This is a genomic window from Streptomyces sp. NPDC086777 (genome assembly GCF_040702065.1).
Taxonomy (GTDB): Bacteria; Actinomycetota; Actinomycetes; order Streptomycetales; family Streptomycetaceae; genus Streptomyces.
In genome coordinates this window covers 77,318-92,896 of sequence record NZ_JBFBJI010000034.1, presented here as the reverse complement: position 1 = coordinate 92,896, position 15,579 = coordinate 77,318, and the positions used below count along the sequence as shown (strand labels likewise).

Here is a 15,579-nt window from a genome sequence, read left to right as displayed (position 1 = left end):
CAACGGGGTCGTCGAGCAGACCCGCCGACACGCCGCGATCGCCGCCCTGCTACGCGTCCCGCACGTCGTCCTCGCCGTCAACAAGATGGACCTGGTCGACTACCAGGAGCCGATCTTCGCCGGGATCGCCGAGGAGTTCACGGCGTACGCGACCGAGCTGGGCGTCCCCGAGGTCACCGCGATCCCGATCTCGGCGCTGGTCGGCGACAACGTGGTGGAGCCGTCCGCGCACATGGACTGGTACGGCGGCCCCACCGTCCTGGAGCACCTGGAGACCGTCCCGGTCGCCCACGACCTGAGCCACTGCCACGCGCGCCTGCCCGTGCAGTACGTGATCCGCCCGCAGACCGCCGAGCACCCGGACTACCGGGGCTACGCCGGCCAGATCGCGGCCGGCACCTTCCACGTCGGCGAGCCGGTCACGGTCCTGCCGTCCGGCCGTACCACGACGATCTCCGGCATCGACCTGCTGGGCCGGCCGGTCGACGCGGCCTGGACCACCCAGTCGGTGACGCTCCTGCTCACCGACGACATCGACGTCTCGCGCGGCGACCTGATCGTGCCGACCAAGGACGCCCCGGCGACCACCCAGGACGTCGAGGCGACCGTCTGCCACGTGGCCGACCAGCCGCTGACCGTCGGCCACCGGGTGCTGCTCAAGCACGGCACCCGCACGGTCAAGGCGGTCGTCAAGGACATCCCGTCCCGCCTCACGCTCGACGACCTGTCCCTGCACCCGCACCCGGGACAGCTCGCCGCCAACGACATCGGCCGGGTGAAGATCCGTACCGCCGAGCCGCTGCCGGTCGACTCCTACGCCGACTCGCGCCGCACCGGCTCGTTCATCCTGATCGACCCCGCCGACGGCACCACGCTCACCGCGGGCATGGTCGGCGAGTCGTTCGCCTCCCCCGAGCCGGTCAAGGACGCGTCCGAAGACGACGGCTGGGACTTCTGACATGACGATGACCGACGTCTACTCGACGTTCGCGAAGGAGGGCGGCCGCGTCGGCAGCGGCGCCCTCGGCAGCGGGCAGGGCGGGGTGGCGCGATGTGCGCGGTGACGTACGCGCACTGCCTGCGCGCCCTGGCCCCCCACCCGCCGTCCCGGATGCGACGAAGACCTGCCGACCTCCCGGCCACGACCTGAGAGACCGTGACCGCCGGGCCAACGAGAGGAAAGCCTCCCGTGCCTGTCAACCTCCCCCAGTCTCGAATTCGCCGCGGCATCGCCGCGCTCGCCGCACTCCCCCTGCTCACCCTCGCCGCCTGCGGGTACGGGTCGGACTCCGACAAGAGCGACACCACCAAGGTCGCCGCCGGGGCCAAGAAGATCGACGGTCTCGACACCGTCAAGATCGGCTACTTCGGCAACCTGACCCATGCGACCGCGCTGGTCGGCAACCAGAAGGGCTTCTTCCAGAAGGAGCTCGGCGCCACCCAGGCGAAGTACGCGATCTTCAACGCGGGCCCCTCCGAGATCGAGGCGCTCAACTCCGGCTCGATCGACATCGGCTGGATCGGCCCCTCCCCGGCGATCAACGGCTACACCAAGTCCGACGGCACCGACCTGAAGATCATCGGCGGTTCGGCGTCCGGCGGCGTGAAGCTGGTCGTCGACCCGAAGAAGATCAAGTCGCTGGCGGACGTCAAGGGCAAGAAGATCGCGACGCCTCAGCTGGGCAACACGCAGGACGTGGCGTTCCTCAACTGGATCGCGGACCAGGGCTGGAAGGTCGACGCGCAGAGCGGCAAGGGCGATGTCACGGTCGTCCGCACCGACAACAAGATCACCCCGGACGCCTTCAAGGCCGGTTCCATCGACGGTGCCTGGGTGCCGGAGCCGACCGCGTCCAAGCTGGTCGCCGAGGGCGGCAAGGTGCTGCTCGACGAGTCGACGCTGTGGCCCGACAAGAAGTTCGTGATCACGAACATCATCGTGTCGCAGAAGTTCCTCAAGGAGCACCCGAAGGTCGTCGAGGCGGTCCTCAAGGGCTCGGTCGAGACCAACAAGTGGATCAACGCCAACCCGGACGCGGCGAAGGCCTCGGCCAACAAGCAGCTGGCGATCGACTCCGGCAAGGCGCTGCCCGCCGACGTCCTGGACCCGGCCTGGTCGTCCATCGAGTTCACCGACGACCCGCTGGCCTCCACCCTCAACACCGAGGCCCAGCACGCCGTCAAGGCCGGCCTGCTCACCGACCCGCTGCTGAAGAACATCTACGACCTGACGATCCTCAACAAGGTGCTGAAGGCCGACGGCCAGAGCCCGGTCGACGCCGCCGGTCTCGGCAGCAGCTGACGCCGGTCCCGACGAGATCCCAGGAGGTGACGACCATGGCCACGACCACGACACTCGCCAAGGCCGACGAGTCGGTCGAGTACGCGGCACGCCTAGAGCATGTCTCGAAGTCCTTCGGGACTCCGGGCGGGCAGCAGCTCGTCCTGGACGACATCACCCTCGATGTCGCGCCGGGCGAGTTCGTCACCCTCCTGGGAGCCTCGGGGTGCGGCAAGTCCACGCTGCTGAACCTGGTGGCGGGGCTCGACAGGCCCACCGCGGGCTCCATCGCGACGGACGGGCGGCCCGCCCTGATGTTCCAGGAGCACGCCCTCTTCCCGTGGCTGACCGCGGGCAAGAACATCGAACTCGCCCTGAAGCTCAGGGGGGTTCCCAAGAACGACCGCCGGGACAAGGCCGAGCGGCTGCTCGAACTGGTCCGCCTGAAGGGCGCGTACGGCAAGCGCGTCCACGAGCTGTCCGGCGGTATGCGCCAGCGGGCGGCCCTGGCCCGTTCGCTCGCCCAGGAGAGCAGACTGCTGCTGATGGACGAGCCGTTCTCGGCCCTGGACGCCATCACCCGGGACGTGCTGCACGACGAGCTGACCCGGATCTGGGAGGAGACCGGTGTCTCCGTCCTGTTCGTCACGCACAACGTGCGCGAGGCGGTACGGCTCGCCCAGCGGGTGATCCTGCTGTCGTCGCGGCCGGGCCGGATAGCCCGCGAGTGGGAGGTCGGCATACCGCAGCCGCGCCGCATCGAGGACGCGCCGGTGGCCGAACTGTCCCTCGAGATCACCGATGTACTGCGTGGGGAGATCCGCCGCCATGGCCAGCACTGAGACGACGCCGGCCAAGGACGCCGGAAGTGTCGAGGCCGGCCTCGACGCCCTGGAGACGACGGCCACCAGCCGCCCGACCCTCCGCCAGACCTTCACCACGAAGATCCTGCCCCCGATCATCGCGCTCGCGGTGGTCCTCGTGGTCTGGACACTCCTCGTCCCGGTCGTCGACGACCCGTCCAAGCTGCCCTCCCCGGCGGCGGTCGGCGACACCTTCAAGGACGCCTGGCTCAAGGGCGACCTGCTCGGCTACATCTGGACCAGCGTCAGCCGCGGCCTGCTCGGCTTCCTCTTCGCGCTGCTCATCGGCACCCCGCTGGGGCTGGTGGTGGCGCGAGTGAGGTTCGTGCGGGCGGCCATCGGCCCGATCCTGTCCGGCCTCCAGTCGCTGCCGTCGGTGGCGTGGGTGCCGCCGGCCGTGATCTGGCTGGGCCTGAACAACTCGATGATGTACGCCGTGATCCTGCTCGGCGCGGTTCCCTCCATCGCCAACGGCCTGGTGTCCGGCGTCGACCAGGTGCCGCCGCTGTTCCTGCGGGCCGGGCGCACCATGGGCGCGACGGGCGTCAAGGGCATCTGGCACGTCGTGCTGCCGGCCGCCATGCCCGGCTACGTGGCGGGTCTGAAGCAGGGCTGGGCGTTCTCCTGGCGCTCGCTGATGGCGGCGGAGATCATCGCGAGCTTCCCGGACCTGGGCGTGGGCCTCGGCCAGCTCCTGGAGAACGCGCGCACCGCCAGCGACATGGCGATGGTGTTCGAGGCCATCATCCTGATCCTGTTCGTCGGCATCGCGATCGACCTGCTGATCTTCAGTCCGCTGGAGCGGTGGGTGCTGCGCAGCCGAGGCCTGCTGGTGAAGGGCTGAGGTCCATGCGTACGAAGCCCGTTCTCCTCGTCATCGCCCACGGCAGCCGCGATCCGCGGCACGCCGCGACCGTGCACGCCCTGGTACGCCGGGTACGGTCGCTGCGGCCCGGGCTGCGCGTGGAGACGGGCTTCCTCGACTTCACCATCCCGTCCGTGCACGGGCTGCTGGAGTCCCTGGCGGCGGAGGGCGTCCGGGACGTCGTGGCCCTCCCGCTGCTGCTGACCCGCGCCTTCCACGCGAAGGCGGACATCCCGGCGGTACTGCGGGACGCGCCGTCGCGGCTGCGGATCCGGCAGGCGGAGGTGCTGGGCCCTTCGCCGCTGCTGGTGTCGGCCCTGGAGCGGCGGCTGTACGAGGCGGGGCTGACCGCCGCCGACCGGTCCTCGACCGGGGTCGTGCTGGCCTCGGCGGGGTCCAGCGACCCGGAGGCGATCGCCGTGATCGCGCGTCTGGCACGGGAGTGGCAGCGCACCGGCTGGTGCGCCGTGCGGCCCGCGTTCGCCTCCGCGTCCCTGCCCCGCACCGAGGACGCGGTGCGCGAGCTGCGGGAGCTGGGCTGCGCCCGGGTCGCGGTGGCGCCGTACGTCCTCGCCCCCGGCTTCCTGCCGGACCGCATCGCGCGGGGCGCGGCGGAGGCGGACGTGCTGGCCGAGGTGCTCGGCCCGGCGCCCGAGGTGGCGCGGGTGCTTCTCGAACGGTACGACGCGGCGCGTACTCCGGCCCTGGCGGCCGTCGGGGCCTGAGCGACCGGCTTGGTGTTCGCGGTCCGGCGCTCCCCTGTCCGTCGGACCGCGAACGGGCCGGCCGGCGACGGGCTCTCGCGAGCGTCGCACGGTGGCCGGCACACTTACTTCTGCGTCGCGTCCGGCGAACGTGTCACACCAGTTCCCTTACCGGTTCGGATTCCCGACGGCCTTTCCCCGTGGGGCAGTTGACGGCGCGGTCGCGGCCTCCTCGGCGAGGCGGCCGAGTTCGCCGTACGGCATCGAGCCGGGCGCCCGGCGCTCGCGTGCGAAGGTGTTGGCGAGTTGCTGCAGCAGGTCGTTGAGCGGCGTCGGAACGCCGTGCAGGCGGCCGAGCAGCCCGATCTCGCCGTTGAGGTAGTCCGCCTCGATGGTGCCGGTGCCGCGGCTGAGGGACTGCCAGGAGGAGCCGCCGCCGCGCGGGGCGCCGTCCAGCGGGACCAGGTCCACCTTGTGGCCGCGTAGGGCCCGCTGCTCCTCGACGCTCGCGTACGCGATACCGGCGGCGTCCAGCACCCTCGCGCCCTCGGCCCGCACCCGCTCGAACAGGGCCACGGCCGTGTCGTCGGCGACGGGCCCGGCGACGGCCTCCAGGGCGTTGCCGAGGTTGGAGAGCAGCTTGGCGTACTGCCAGCGCGCCACGTCGGGCACGACCGGAGCCTCGAAGTGGGACTTCTCCAGGTCGGCGGCGACCAGCCGGGCGGTCGCGTCGGTGCCGTGGGGGTGGCGGCCCAGGTGCAGCATGCCGGTGAGCGGGGCGCCGCCCGCTGAGACCACGCCGGGTTCGACGTGGGTCGACGGCAGCCAGACGCAGACGCCGTAGACGTGCCGGAAGACGCGCAGGGCGAGTCGCTGGCCCTCCACGCCGTTCTGGGCGCAGAACAGGGGCAGCCGCTGCGCCGCCGTGCCACCGCCCGCGACCGGCGCCGGTCCCCAGGCCTGGAGGGCGGCCACGGTGTCCTGCGTCTTGACGGCGAGGACGAGGACGTCGTCCGCGCGCAGCCCGCCGAGTTCCCCGGGGCCGGTGACGGTCCGGAGCCGGTAGGTGTACTCGCCGTCCGGCACCTTCAGCCGCAGCCCGCCGTCCCGCAGCGCCGCGTGGTGCGCGCCCCTTGCCACCAGGACGACCTCGTGTCCGGCGCCGGCCAGCCGTCCGCCGACCGCGCCGCCGACGGCCCCCGCTCCGATGATGATGTAGCGCATGGGAGGAGCCTCGCACAGCCGTCGCCCTGCCCCTGGGGCAGGGGCGGGGCGGCCGCCGGTCAGGCTTCCGGGGCCGTCAGCTCCACCAGTTTGACCACCGTGTTCCAGTTCCGGGTGGTGGCGGTCAGTCCCTTGTGGATCCGGGGCCGGGACAGCGCCTCGGCGAGCTTGGAGCGGCCGAGGCCGTCCGGGGCGTACAGGTACAGGGCGCGGTCGCCCAGCCGGAACTCCTCGGGGAGGTGGGCCGCCGGGTCGATGTCCGCGTAGCGCTCCGCGGTGACCGGCGCGGAGAGGTACGTGACGTGCAGCTGTCTGGCCGCCAGTTCGGCGGCCGGGAACGGGCAGGCCGCCTCGACCGCCTTCAGGTAGGCGTGGTCGCGGACGAGCACGTCGACGGAGAAGCCGAACCGCTCCTCGACCGCCCCGGCCAGCTCGGCCGCCAGGGAGTCGGCGTCCCCGCCGGCGGCGGTGAAGACGGCCTGTCCGCTCTGCAGGTAGGTCTGGACGGAGTCGTACCCCAGTCCGCTCATCAGCGTGCGCAGTTCGGCCATCGGGAGCTTCTTGTTGCCGCCCACGTTGATCCCGCGCAGCAGTGCCGCATACCTCGTCATTCGAACACCCTAGAACGGCCGTCGTGCCCCGTGGGGGTTGGCACGACGGCCGTGCCGGTCATGCCGGGCTGCCCGAAACTCTGGCCGATCGGACCGGTCCGGATCAACTCCTACACGCACCTGTGACTTGTTCAACAAGGTTTCGTAATCACAAAGAGGATCACCGTCGTCGGAAGGGGCGTCCCTGATCATCACCCCCGAGATGGGTGGATAGATGTAAGGGCCCGACATCCTCCCGGGCGACGAGAGCCGGCCGCCGGACATCACCGGACAGCACGAGGAGTCGGTCTTGTCCGGCCCATACCTTCGAATCGAACAAAGGAAGTCGTGAAGAGATCGTGGCGGCCGGGGCCGTCACCGCACACGAGGGGGCATTCCCGTCATGGATCCCGTCATGGGGAACGGAGAGACGCGGGTGCGGGGGCTGGCCGCCCGGGCCGGCGGCTGGAGCGCCCGGCACCGCTGGGCCGCCGTCGGCATATGGGTACTGTTCGTCGTCCTGGCGATGGGGCTCGGCTCGGCGGCCGGCCGGGTCGACGTCGACGAGAGCGACCAGCTCAAGGGCGAGACCCACACCGCAGCGCAGATCATCGACGACGCGGGCATCAAGGAGCCCGCGAGCGAGACCGTCCTGATCCAGGCCAAGGACCCGACGGTAAAGGCCACGGACACCGCCTTCAGGGCCGCCGTCTCGGACGTCGTGAAGGCCGTCGACGGCACCGGCCGGGTCACGGACGTCACCTCGCCGTACGTCACCGGCACGATCTCGAAGGACGGCCGCAGCGCACTGGTCCAGTTCGACATGCGCGGCGACTCCGAGACCGCCGGCGACCGGGTGGAGCCGGTGCTGGACGCGGTGGCCGGGGTACAGAAGGCGCACGGCACGCTGCGGATCGAGGAGATCGGCGGCGCCAGCATGAACAAGCAGTACGACGACGCCTTCGGCAAGGACTTCCAGCGGGCCGAGTACTCCGCCGTGCCGGTGGCCTTCGGCATCCTGCTGATCGCGTTCGGCGCGCTGGTGGCGGCCCTGCTGCCGGTAGGTCTGGCGATCACCGCGATCATGGCGACGATGGGCCTGATGGGCCTGGTCAGCCATCTGCAGCCGATGAGCGACACCGCCAACTCCGTGATGCTGCTGGTCGGCATGGCCGTCGGCGTCGACTACTGCCTCTTCTACCTGCGCCGGGAACGCGAGGAACGGGAGGCCGGCCGGGGCGCGGACGCCGCGCTGCGGATCGCCGCCGCCACCAGCGGCCGGGCCATCATCGTCTCCGGTGTCACGGTGTGCGTGGCGATGGCCGGCATGCTGTTCACCGGCCTCGCCGAGTTCGAGGCGATGGGCCTGGCCTCCCTGATGGTCGTCGCGGTCGCCATGGTCGGCTCGGTGACGGTCCTGCCCGCGCTGCTCTCCCTGCTGGGCCACCGGGTCGAGAAGGGCCGCATCCCGTTCCTGCGTCGCCGCAAGCGGGCCCACGGCCCGTCCGAGAGCCGCTTCTGGACGGCCGTGCTGCGGGGTGTCCTCGCCAGGCCGCTGGTCTCCGTCCTCGTGGCGGTGGGCGCGCTGCTGGCGGTCGCCGCCCCCGCCCTCGGCATGAAGACCTCCCAACTCACCCTGGACCAGGAGTTCGGGAACTCGCTGCCGATCGTGCAGACCTACGACCGTGTCAACCAGGCGTTCCCCGGCGGCTCCGAGCCCGCCGAGGTGGTCGTCAGGGCGAAGGACATCAACGCCCCCGAGGTCCGGCAGGCGCTGACCGCCTTCAAGGAGCGGGCGATCAGCTCGGGCGCCTCGCGCGGCCCCGTCGACATCAAGCTGCACGACGCCCAGAACGTCGCCCTGGTCACCGTGCCGCTGGTCGGCGGCTCCGACATGGACAAGGCCGGCAAGAGCCTGCAGAAGCTCCGCGACGAGGTACGGCCGGCCACGCTCGGCAAGGTCGCCGGCGTGCAGGCGCCGATCACCGGGAACGTCGCGGGCAACCAGGACTTCAACGACCAGTTGCTCGGCTCGGTCGTCCCGGTCTTCGCCTTCGTGGTCGTCTTCGCCTTCCTGCTGATGCTGCTGTCGTTCCGCTCGCTGACGGTCGCGGTCACCTCGATCCTGCTCAACCTGCTCTCGGTGGGCGCCGCGTACGGCATCCTCGTCGCCGTCTTCCAGCACGGCTGGGGCGCCTCGCTGGTGGGCGCGCAGGGGGTCGGCGCGATCGTCACCTGGCTGCCGCTGTTCCTCTTCGTGATCCTGTTCGGCCTGTCCATGGACTACCACGTGTTCGTCGTCTCCCGGATCCGCGAGGCCCGGCTGCGCGGCCGGTCCACCAGGGAGGCGATCCAGCACGGCGTGGTCACCACGGCCGGGGTCGTCACCAGCGCCGCCGTCATCATGGTCGCCGTGTTCGCGATCTTCGGCACGCTGTCCATGCAGTCCATGAAGCAGATGGGCGTGGGCCTGGCGGCCGCTGTCCTCATCGACGCCACGGTCATCCGGGGCGTCCTGCTCCCGGCGGTGATGGCCCTGCTCGGCGAGCGCAACTGGTACCTGCCGAGCTGGCTGCGGTGGCTGCCGGACCTGACGCACGACGAGTCGCCGGAAGCGGTGGCCCCGGCGGCACGGGACGAGCAGGAGCGGCTGCGCGTCTGAGGCGAGCAGCAACGCCCTTCGCGACAGGGCCCGTCGGTCTCCGGGGGAGCCGACGGGCCCTGTGCCGTGCCCAGGAGGGTCAGCGCTGGTAGCGGGCCAGCACCAGGTTGCCGTCCTTCTCCAGGCGGCGGCCGAGTTCGCCGAGGCCGATGGCCCCGCTGTAGTACTCCTGGAGAGCCGGGGTGGCCACCTTGTCCTTCCACTCGGGGTAGCCGCGGACCGTCTGGGCGGGGGCCGGGCTGAGGTGTCCGGCGAGGGCGGTGCCGGTGGCCCAGCCGTACTTCGCGGTGTGCAGGGCGGGGTCCTTCAGGGCCTGGGTGCCGGTGGGCAGCATCCAGTCGCCGAGGGCGAGCCGGACCATGTTCTCGGGCCGCAGCAGGAAGTCGACGAACTCCGCCGCCTCCTTCCTGTGCGGGCTGTCCGCCGCGACGGAGAGCGTCTGCGGGCTGACGCCCTGGGCCGGGCCGTCGGCGCCCGCCGGGGCGGGCAGCACCTCCCAGGCGAAGCCCTTCGGGGCCTGCTGGACGATCTGCTGGCGGTAGGAGAAGCCGAGCGGGACCATGGCGTACTTGCCGCCGAAGAAGCCCGGCAGGGTGTCCGAGCCGCCGCTGCCCAGGGTGGAGCCGGGCGCGCTGTGGTCGACGTTCACCTGGTCGTGGATCGTGCGCGGCACGACCTGGTCGGCGGCCCCGAACCGTACGGTCACCGTGCCGTCGGCGCCCCGGTGGAAGAGCTGTCCGCCCGCCGACAGCGACAGGTTGAGCGTGGCGGAGACGGGCTCCTTGAGCGGCCAGGCGACGCCGTACTTCCCGTCACCGCCGAGCCGCTCGGTGATCCGCCGGAACTCCGCCCAGGTCCAGGGGTGTTCGGGGGTCGGTGTGCGCACACCGGCCCGGGTGAGCCAGGTCCTGTTGGCGATCAGCACACGCGGTTCCTGGAGGAAGGGCACGCCGTAGATGCCGTGCCCGAAGGTCGCCGTCTGCCAGCTGCGCCGGGGTATGTCGGACTTGAGCCGGGCGGACAGCAGGTCGGTCAGGTCGGCGAGGTAGCCGCCGTAGGCGAAGTCCGCGAGGTCGTCGGAGGCGTCGTGGATGATGTCCGGGGCCTCACCGCCCTCGAAGGAGGTGAGCAGCTGGTCGTGGATGCTGTCCCAACTGCCCTGTACGTATTCGACCTTGACGTCCCTGTGGGTGGCGTTCCACTCCTTCACCAGTTCCTTGTTGGCGGCGACCGACTCGTCCTGCCAGGCCAGGGACTGGAAACGGAGGGTGACCGGGCCGCCGGTACGGGATGCGGAGGTGCAGCCCGCCAGCAGCAGGAGGAGTACGACGACGGCCGTGCCTATCCTGGTGCGCATCAGCTCTTCACCGCCCCGGCGAGCATCCCGCCCGTGATCCGCCGCTGGACCACCGCGAAGACGACCAGCGAGGGCAGGGTGGCGAGGAAGGCGGCCGCCGCCAGCGGGCCGAGGTCGGCCACCCCTTCCGCGCCGATGAAGTGGGTGAGGACGACCGGCAGGGTCTGTTTCTCCGGTGTCTTCAGCAGCACCAGCGCGAAGAAGAACTCGTTCCACGCGGTGACGAAGGCGAACAGCCCGGTCGCCACGATCCCGGGTGCGAGCAGCGGCGCGGTCACCGACACGAGCGTCCGCAGCCGCCCGGCCCCGTCGACGGCCGCCGCCTCCTCCAGTTCCACGGGCACCGCGCGGACGTGTCCGACGAGCATCCACAGCGCGAACGGCAGCGCCCACACCACGTACACCAGCACCAGCCCGGCCAGCGAGTCGATGAGCCGCAGGTGCTTCAGCACCAGGAACAGCGGGATGATCACCAGGACGAACGGGAATGCCTGGCTGACCACCACCCACCCGGTGGCCGCCCGGGAGAGAGCGGTGCGGCGCCGGGCCATGACGTACGCCATCGGGGTCGCGAGCACGACGGCGATCAGCGCGGCGCCGAGCGCGGCGAGCAGGGAGTTGAGACCGGCCCGCAGCAGGGGCTGCTCGTCGAAGGCCTGCCGGAAGTTGGCCAGGGTGGGGTGCCTGGGGATCCAGGTGGGATGCAGACTGCCCAGCTCCTGCGGGGACTTGAAGGCGGTGGAGAGCAGCCACAGGAGCGGGAAGGCCAGGAAGACGAGGTAGCCGAGCAGGGCCGCGTACTGGCCGGCGCGGGCTGCGGTACGGGTCCTCACGCGTCCTCGCCTCCCCGCAGGCGGCCTGTCAGGAAGACGGCCAGCAGCACCGCGATCACCGCGACCATCACACAGCCCATCGCGGCCGCGTACCCGAACTGACCGTAACGGAAGGCCTCTTCGTAGGCGAAGAGCATCGGCAGCCGGGTCTTGCCGCCGGGGCCGCCGTTGGTCAGCACGTAGACCAGGGCGAAGGAGTTGAAGTTCCAGATCAGGTTGAGCGCCGTGACGGCCAGGGCCACGGGTCGCAGGGCGGGCCAGGTGACCGCGCGGAAGCGGCGCCAGGCACCGGCGCCGTCCACGGCCGCCGCCTCGTGCAGTTCGCTCGGGGTGTTCTGGAGTCCGGCCAGCAGGGCGACCGTGGTCTGCGGCATTCCGGCCCAGACGCCGACGACGATCACGGCGGGCAGGGCGGTGCCGAGGCCGCTCAGCCAGTCCCGGCCGCCGCCGAGACCGACGTCGTGCAGGGTCTCGTTGAGGATGCCCGCATCGGGGTTGTAGACCAGCCGCCAGATGATGCCGACGACGACCTCGGGCATCGCCCACGGCACGATCGCGAGGGCGCGGGCCAGCCGGCGCAGCCGTAACTCCTGGTGGAGCAGGAGCGCGAGGCCGAGGGCGAGCAGGAACTGCGGCACGGTCACGCCGAGGGCCCAGACCAGGCCGATCCGGAACGACTCCCAGAAGAGGGTGTCGTGCAGCAGGTCCCGGAAGTTGAGACCGCCGATCCACCGGGTCGCCGCGGTCCGGCCCGACTGGGCGTCGGTGAACGCCAGCAGGATCCCGTAGAGCAGCGGGCCGACGCTCAGCACGAGGATCGGGATCAGGGCGGGCAGGACCAGGAACCAGGCGCCGTGGCCGGTCAGACGTAGGGCGGCCGGCCGCCTCCCGTTCGCCACGTTCGTCGCCAATGCCACGTCATCCCCCTTTGCGCGGCCCGGTCGGGCCTGGACATGGTCGTGAAGGCCGGTGGTCCCGTCAAGGCACCGCGCACCCGGTCCGACCTCCCCGGATGCGAGACTGGCCACCGGATGGCAGGAAGACGACGCCGTGTGCACCCGCACAGCGGCGGGCGCGCGGGCGCCGGCAACGGACACGGAGGCGGGCGATGGACGAGGCAAGGGCGCGGGACGTACTGGCCACGGCGGGTGTACTGCCCGGTGCGGTGGCCGACGCCGCGCTCCTGGCCCTGGGCGAGAACGCCGTGTTCGCGGCCGGGGACCTGGTGGTGAAGGTCGGCCGGGACGCCGAGCTCCTCGACCGGGCCCGGCGCGAGCTGGAGATCGCCGGGTGGCTGGCGGAGGCGGACGTACCAGCCGTACGCGCCGCCGAGCCGAAGGCACTGCTCGTCGACGGTCACCCGGTGACGGTGTGGCACCGGCTGCCGGACCCGGTGCGGCCGGCCGAACCACGGGATCTGGCCGAACTGCTGCGGATCGTGCACGCACTGCCCTCGCCCCCCTTCGCCTTGCCGCCCCGCGAGCTGCTGGGCGGTGTGGAGCGCTGGCTGCGGCTGGCCGGCGAGGCGATCGACCCCGCCGACGCGGCGTATCTCCGCGAGCGCCGGGACGGCTTCGCAGCGGCCGCGGCCGCACTGACCCCGCATCTGCCGCCGGGCCCGATCCACGGGGACGCGCTGCCCCGCAATGTGCACGTCGGCCCGACCGGCCCGGTCCTGGTCGACCTGGAGACCTTCTCCTCGGACCTGCGCGAGCACGACCTGGTGGTGATGGCCCTGTCCCGGGACCGGTACGGGCTGCCCGCCGAGGCGTACGACTCGTTCGTCACGGCCTACGGGTGGGACGTACGCGAGTGGGGGGGCTGCAGCGTCCTGCGCGGCGCCCGCGAGACGGCGAGCTGCGCCTGGGTCGCCCAGCACGCCCCGACCAACCCGAAGGCACTGACGGAGTTCGAACGCCGCGTGGCGTCGCTGCGGGAGGGCGACGAGTCGGTGCGGTGGTACCCCTTCTGATCTGAGACGCGCCCCCTGAGGAGCGCCCCGAAAGGGGCGCTGGGGGTACCCCCGGCCGAAGGCTCGGGGAGGAACTGCGCGACCAGCCACAGCGGAGCCGCAGACGAACAACGACGCATCGCGGCGCTGCCAACCGGGCGGAACCCTCAGACGGCCTCGGCCAGCTCCCGCAGGGGCCACGCCCCGTCCACCACCGCGTCGGCCTCCCCCTTGCGCCGCAGGAACTGCTGGAAGTCCGCCGCCCACTCCGCGTACCACTCCACCTGCCGCCGGTGCAGCTCCGCAGGACCCAGCACCGCGATCTTCGGGTGGCGCTCGGCTATCGCGCCGGCCAGGCGCGCCGCGGCGAGCGCGTCGGCCGAGGCGTTGTGGGCGGCGGCGAGGGTGATGCCGTACTCGGCGCACACCGCTTCCAGGTTCCGCTTGCCGCGGCGGTAGCGGTCGACCCAGCGGTCGATGGTGTACGGGTCGACGACCGGTGCCGGGTCGAGGCCGCCGAGGCGGTCGGAGAGGGACGGGAGTCCGTGCCGGCGCAGCTCCGCGGAGAGCAGGGTGAGGTCGAAGGTCGCGTTGTAGGCGACGACCGGGACGCCCGTCCTCCAGTACCCGGTGAGGACGTCCGCGAGGGCGTCGGCGACCTGGTCGGCCGGTCTGCCCTCGGCCGCCGCCCGCTCGTTGCTGATGCCGTGCACCGCCACCGCGTCGGCCGGGATCTCCACGCCGGGATCCGCCAGCCACTCGCGGCGGCCCAGCTCCTGCCCGGCCCTGACCTCGATCACGGCCCCCGTGACGATCCGTGCCTCGCGCGGATCCGTACCCGTCGTCTCCAGGTCGAAGCCGATCAGGAGCTCCTGGTGCCAGCCCATCGGCGGCCCCCCTTCTTGGTGGTGCTTTCCCCCAGTGGTCTCCACCCTCGCATGCGGCACTGACAATCAGAGGGCCGCGTTCCGCTTACCCGCGCGGCACCGCCGCACGCACGCGTCAGGACACCGGGCGCGAATCAGCCCAAGCCGTCTCGAACTCCTCGCGGTAGGTCGGGAAGAGACCCGTCTCCACGACGTCGTCCGACTTGACCACCTTGCCGCCGTTGCGGAGCACCAGCACCGGCGACTCCATCCCGCGCGCACCGCGCAGGTAGGACTGGATGATCGCGACGCCGTCGGCGCCGTCGCCGTCCACCAGGTAGGCGGAGAAGCGGGGGGTGTCGTCGTACACCTGGATCTCGAAGGCGCCCGGGTCGCGCAGCCGGGACCGGACCCGGCGCATGTGGAGGATGTTCATCTCGACCGAGCGGGCCAGTTCGCCCCGTTTCATCCCGAGTTCGCGTTCGCGGCGCTTGACCGCGCTGGAGGCCGGGTTGAGGAAGAGGAGGCGGACCCGGCAGCCGGTCTCGGCGAGCCGGACCATGCGGCGGCCGGAGAAGTTCTGCACGAGCAGGTTGAGGCCGATACCGATCGCGTCCAGGCGGCGGGCGCCGCCGAAGAGGTCCTCGGCCGGGAACTGGCGCATGAGGCGGACCCGGTCGGGATGGACGGCGACAACGTCCGCGTAGCGGTCGCCGACGAGGTCCTCGACGGCGTCCACGGGGAGCCGGCGCGCCGAGGGCACGTCGCCGCCCGCGCCGAGCATCTCCAGGAGCCGGGCGGAGGCGCGCTCGGCCTGGTCGAGGACGGCCCCGGACAGCGCCCGGTTGCGGGAGACGATGTTGCGGGTCACCTCCAGCTCGTCCAGGGCGAGTTCGACGTCCCGGCGCTCGTCGAAGTACGGCTCGAAGCACGGCCAGTGCTGGACCATCAGCTCCCGCAGCTGCGGGAGGGTGAGGAAGCTGAGCACGTTGTCGTCGGCGGGGTCGAGCAGGTATCCCTTGCGGCGGCTGACCTCGCGCACGGCGACCGCCCGCTGGACCCACTCCTGGCCGGCCGGACCGGCCGCGGCGACCACCCACTCGTCGCCGTGGACGGGTTCGTAGATGGGCCGCAGCACGGCGGCCACGACCGCGCGCATCCGCTGCTCGACGAGGTTCAGCCAGATGTAGGCCCGGCCGGCCCGCTGGGCGCGCGTACGCACCTCCAGCCAGGCGTCGGCGTCCCACTCCAGCTCCGGCCCGATGGAGCCCGTGGCGTCCATCGGCCGGGCCAGGGACACCGCGCCGGGCGGGACGTCTGTGGAGTTCCCCTCGTGACCCTCGTCACCAGGGGGCAGCTCCAGGCCTCCCGAGCCCACCCGTG

14 protein-coding genes are annotated in these 15,579 nt (G+C 71.8%); 7 read left to right on the top strand and 7 right to left on the bottom strand.

All coding sequences use genetic code 11. The features are described from left to right. From AB0472_RS35365 to AB0472_RS35345, 5 genes are all read left to right on the top strand, one after another. Positions 1–958, top strand: a 958-nt coding sequence (locus AB0472_RS35365; RefSeq protein WP_366362710.1) for a GTP-binding protein, incomplete at its 5' end; no start/stop codon positions are given. A 231-nt stretch (positions 959–1,189) separates the two neighbouring features. Next, entirely contained in the window at positions 1,190–2,302 is a 1,113-nt protein-coding gene (locus tag AB0472_RS35360; protein WP_366362708.1) for an aliphatic sulfonate ABC transporter substrate-binding protein, read from the top strand. 35 nt (positions 2,303–2,337) lie between these two features. Further along, positions 2,338–3,123, top strand: a complete 786-nt coding sequence (locus tag AB0472_RS35355; protein ID WP_366362706.1) for an ABC transporter ATP-binding protein — start codon at positions 2,338–2,340, stop codon at positions 3,121–3,123. Then, complete coding sequence (locus AB0472_RS35350) at positions 3,110–3,988, top strand: ABC transporter permease (RefSeq protein ID WP_366362704.1); 879 nt, start codon at positions 3,110–3,112, stop codon at positions 3,986–3,988. Before AB0472_RS35355 ends, AB0472_RS35350 begins: the two co-directional genes overlap by 14 nt. 5 nt (positions 3,989–3,993) lie before the next feature. Further along, positions 3,994–4,734 carry a sirohydrochlorin chelatase gene (locus tag AB0472_RS35345; RefSeq protein WP_366362702.1) on the top strand — a complete coding sequence of 247 codons (741 nt, stop codon included), beginning with the start codon at positions 3,994–3,996 and terminating at the stop codon, positions 4,732–4,734. Between the two features lie 147 nt (positions 4,735–4,881). Here the strand turns inward: AB0472_RS35345 and AB0472_RS35340 are convergent, their stop codons facing one another. Both AB0472_RS35340 and AB0472_RS35335 read right to left on the bottom strand, forming a co-directional pair. Beyond that, positions 4,882–5,937: a 2-dehydropantoate 2-reductase N-terminal domain-containing protein gene (locus AB0472_RS35340; protein WP_366362701.1), complete on the bottom strand. Its 1,056-nt coding sequence runs from the start codon at positions 5,935–5,937 to the stop codon at positions 4,882–4,884. Positions 5,938–5,996: 59 nt separating this feature from the next. Next, complete coding sequence (locus tag AB0472_RS35335; RefSeq protein WP_366362700.1) at positions 5,997–6,548, bottom strand: DUF1697 domain-containing protein; 552 nt, start codon at positions 6,546–6,548, stop codon at positions 5,997–5,999. A gap of 394 nt (positions 6,549–6,942) precedes the next feature. Here AB0472_RS35335 and AB0472_RS35330 point away from each other — a divergent pair, with 394 nt between their 5' ends. Then, the gene (locus AB0472_RS35330) at positions 6,943–9,189 is read left to right on the top strand and encodes an MMPL family transporter (protein ID WP_366362699.1); all 2,247 of its coding nucleotides are present in this window, start codon (positions 6,943–6,945) and stop codon (positions 9,187–9,189) included. A gap of 79 nt (positions 9,190–9,268) precedes the next feature. On the opposite strand, the gene AB0472_RS35325 is transcribed toward AB0472_RS35330, so the two are convergent. From AB0472_RS35325 to AB0472_RS35315, 3 genes are read right to left on the bottom strand one after another with little or no spacing between them, the layout of a single operon-like run. After that, positions 9,269–10,546, bottom strand: a complete 1,278-nt coding sequence (locus AB0472_RS35325) for a sugar ABC transporter substrate-binding protein (RefSeq protein WP_366362697.1) — start codon at positions 10,544–10,546, stop codon at positions 9,269–9,271. Then, positions 10,546–11,379 (bottom strand): carbohydrate ABC transporter permease, encoded by an 834-nt coding sequence (locus tag AB0472_RS35320; protein WP_366362695.1) that lies wholly within the window; start codon positions 11,377–11,379, stop codon positions 10,546–10,548. The genes AB0472_RS35325 and AB0472_RS35320 overlap by 1 nt, the downstream gene beginning before the upstream one ends. Then, positions 11,376–12,290, bottom strand: coding sequence for a sugar ABC transporter permease (locus tag AB0472_RS35315; RefSeq protein ID WP_366362718.1), 915 nt, complete (start codon positions 12,288–12,290; stop codon positions 11,376–11,378). The genes AB0472_RS35320 and AB0472_RS35315 overlap by 4 nt, the downstream gene beginning before the upstream one ends. 197 nt (positions 12,291–12,487) lie before the next feature. On the opposite strand from AB0472_RS35315, the gene AB0472_RS35310 reads away from it, so the two are divergent. Continuing rightward, a complete protein-coding gene (locus AB0472_RS35310; protein WP_366362693.1) occupies positions 12,488–13,351 on the top strand; it encodes an aminoglycoside phosphotransferase family protein in 864 nt (287 codons plus the stop codon). A 146-nt stretch (positions 13,352–13,497) separates the two neighbouring features. On the opposite strand, the gene AB0472_RS35305 is transcribed toward AB0472_RS35310, so the two are convergent. Then, positions 13,498–14,217, bottom strand: a complete 720-nt coding sequence (locus AB0472_RS35305; protein ID WP_366362691.1) for a 3'-5' exonuclease — start codon at positions 14,215–14,217, stop codon at positions 13,498–13,500. Positions 14,218–14,332: 115 nt separating this feature from the next. Then, the gene (locus AB0472_RS35300) at positions 14,333–15,574 is read right to left on the bottom strand and encodes an SAV2148 family HEPN domain-containing protein (RefSeq protein ID WP_366362689.1); all 1,242 of its coding nucleotides are present in this window, start codon (positions 15,572–15,574) and stop codon (positions 14,333–14,335) included. Positions 15,575–15,579 lie beyond the last annotated feature (5 nt).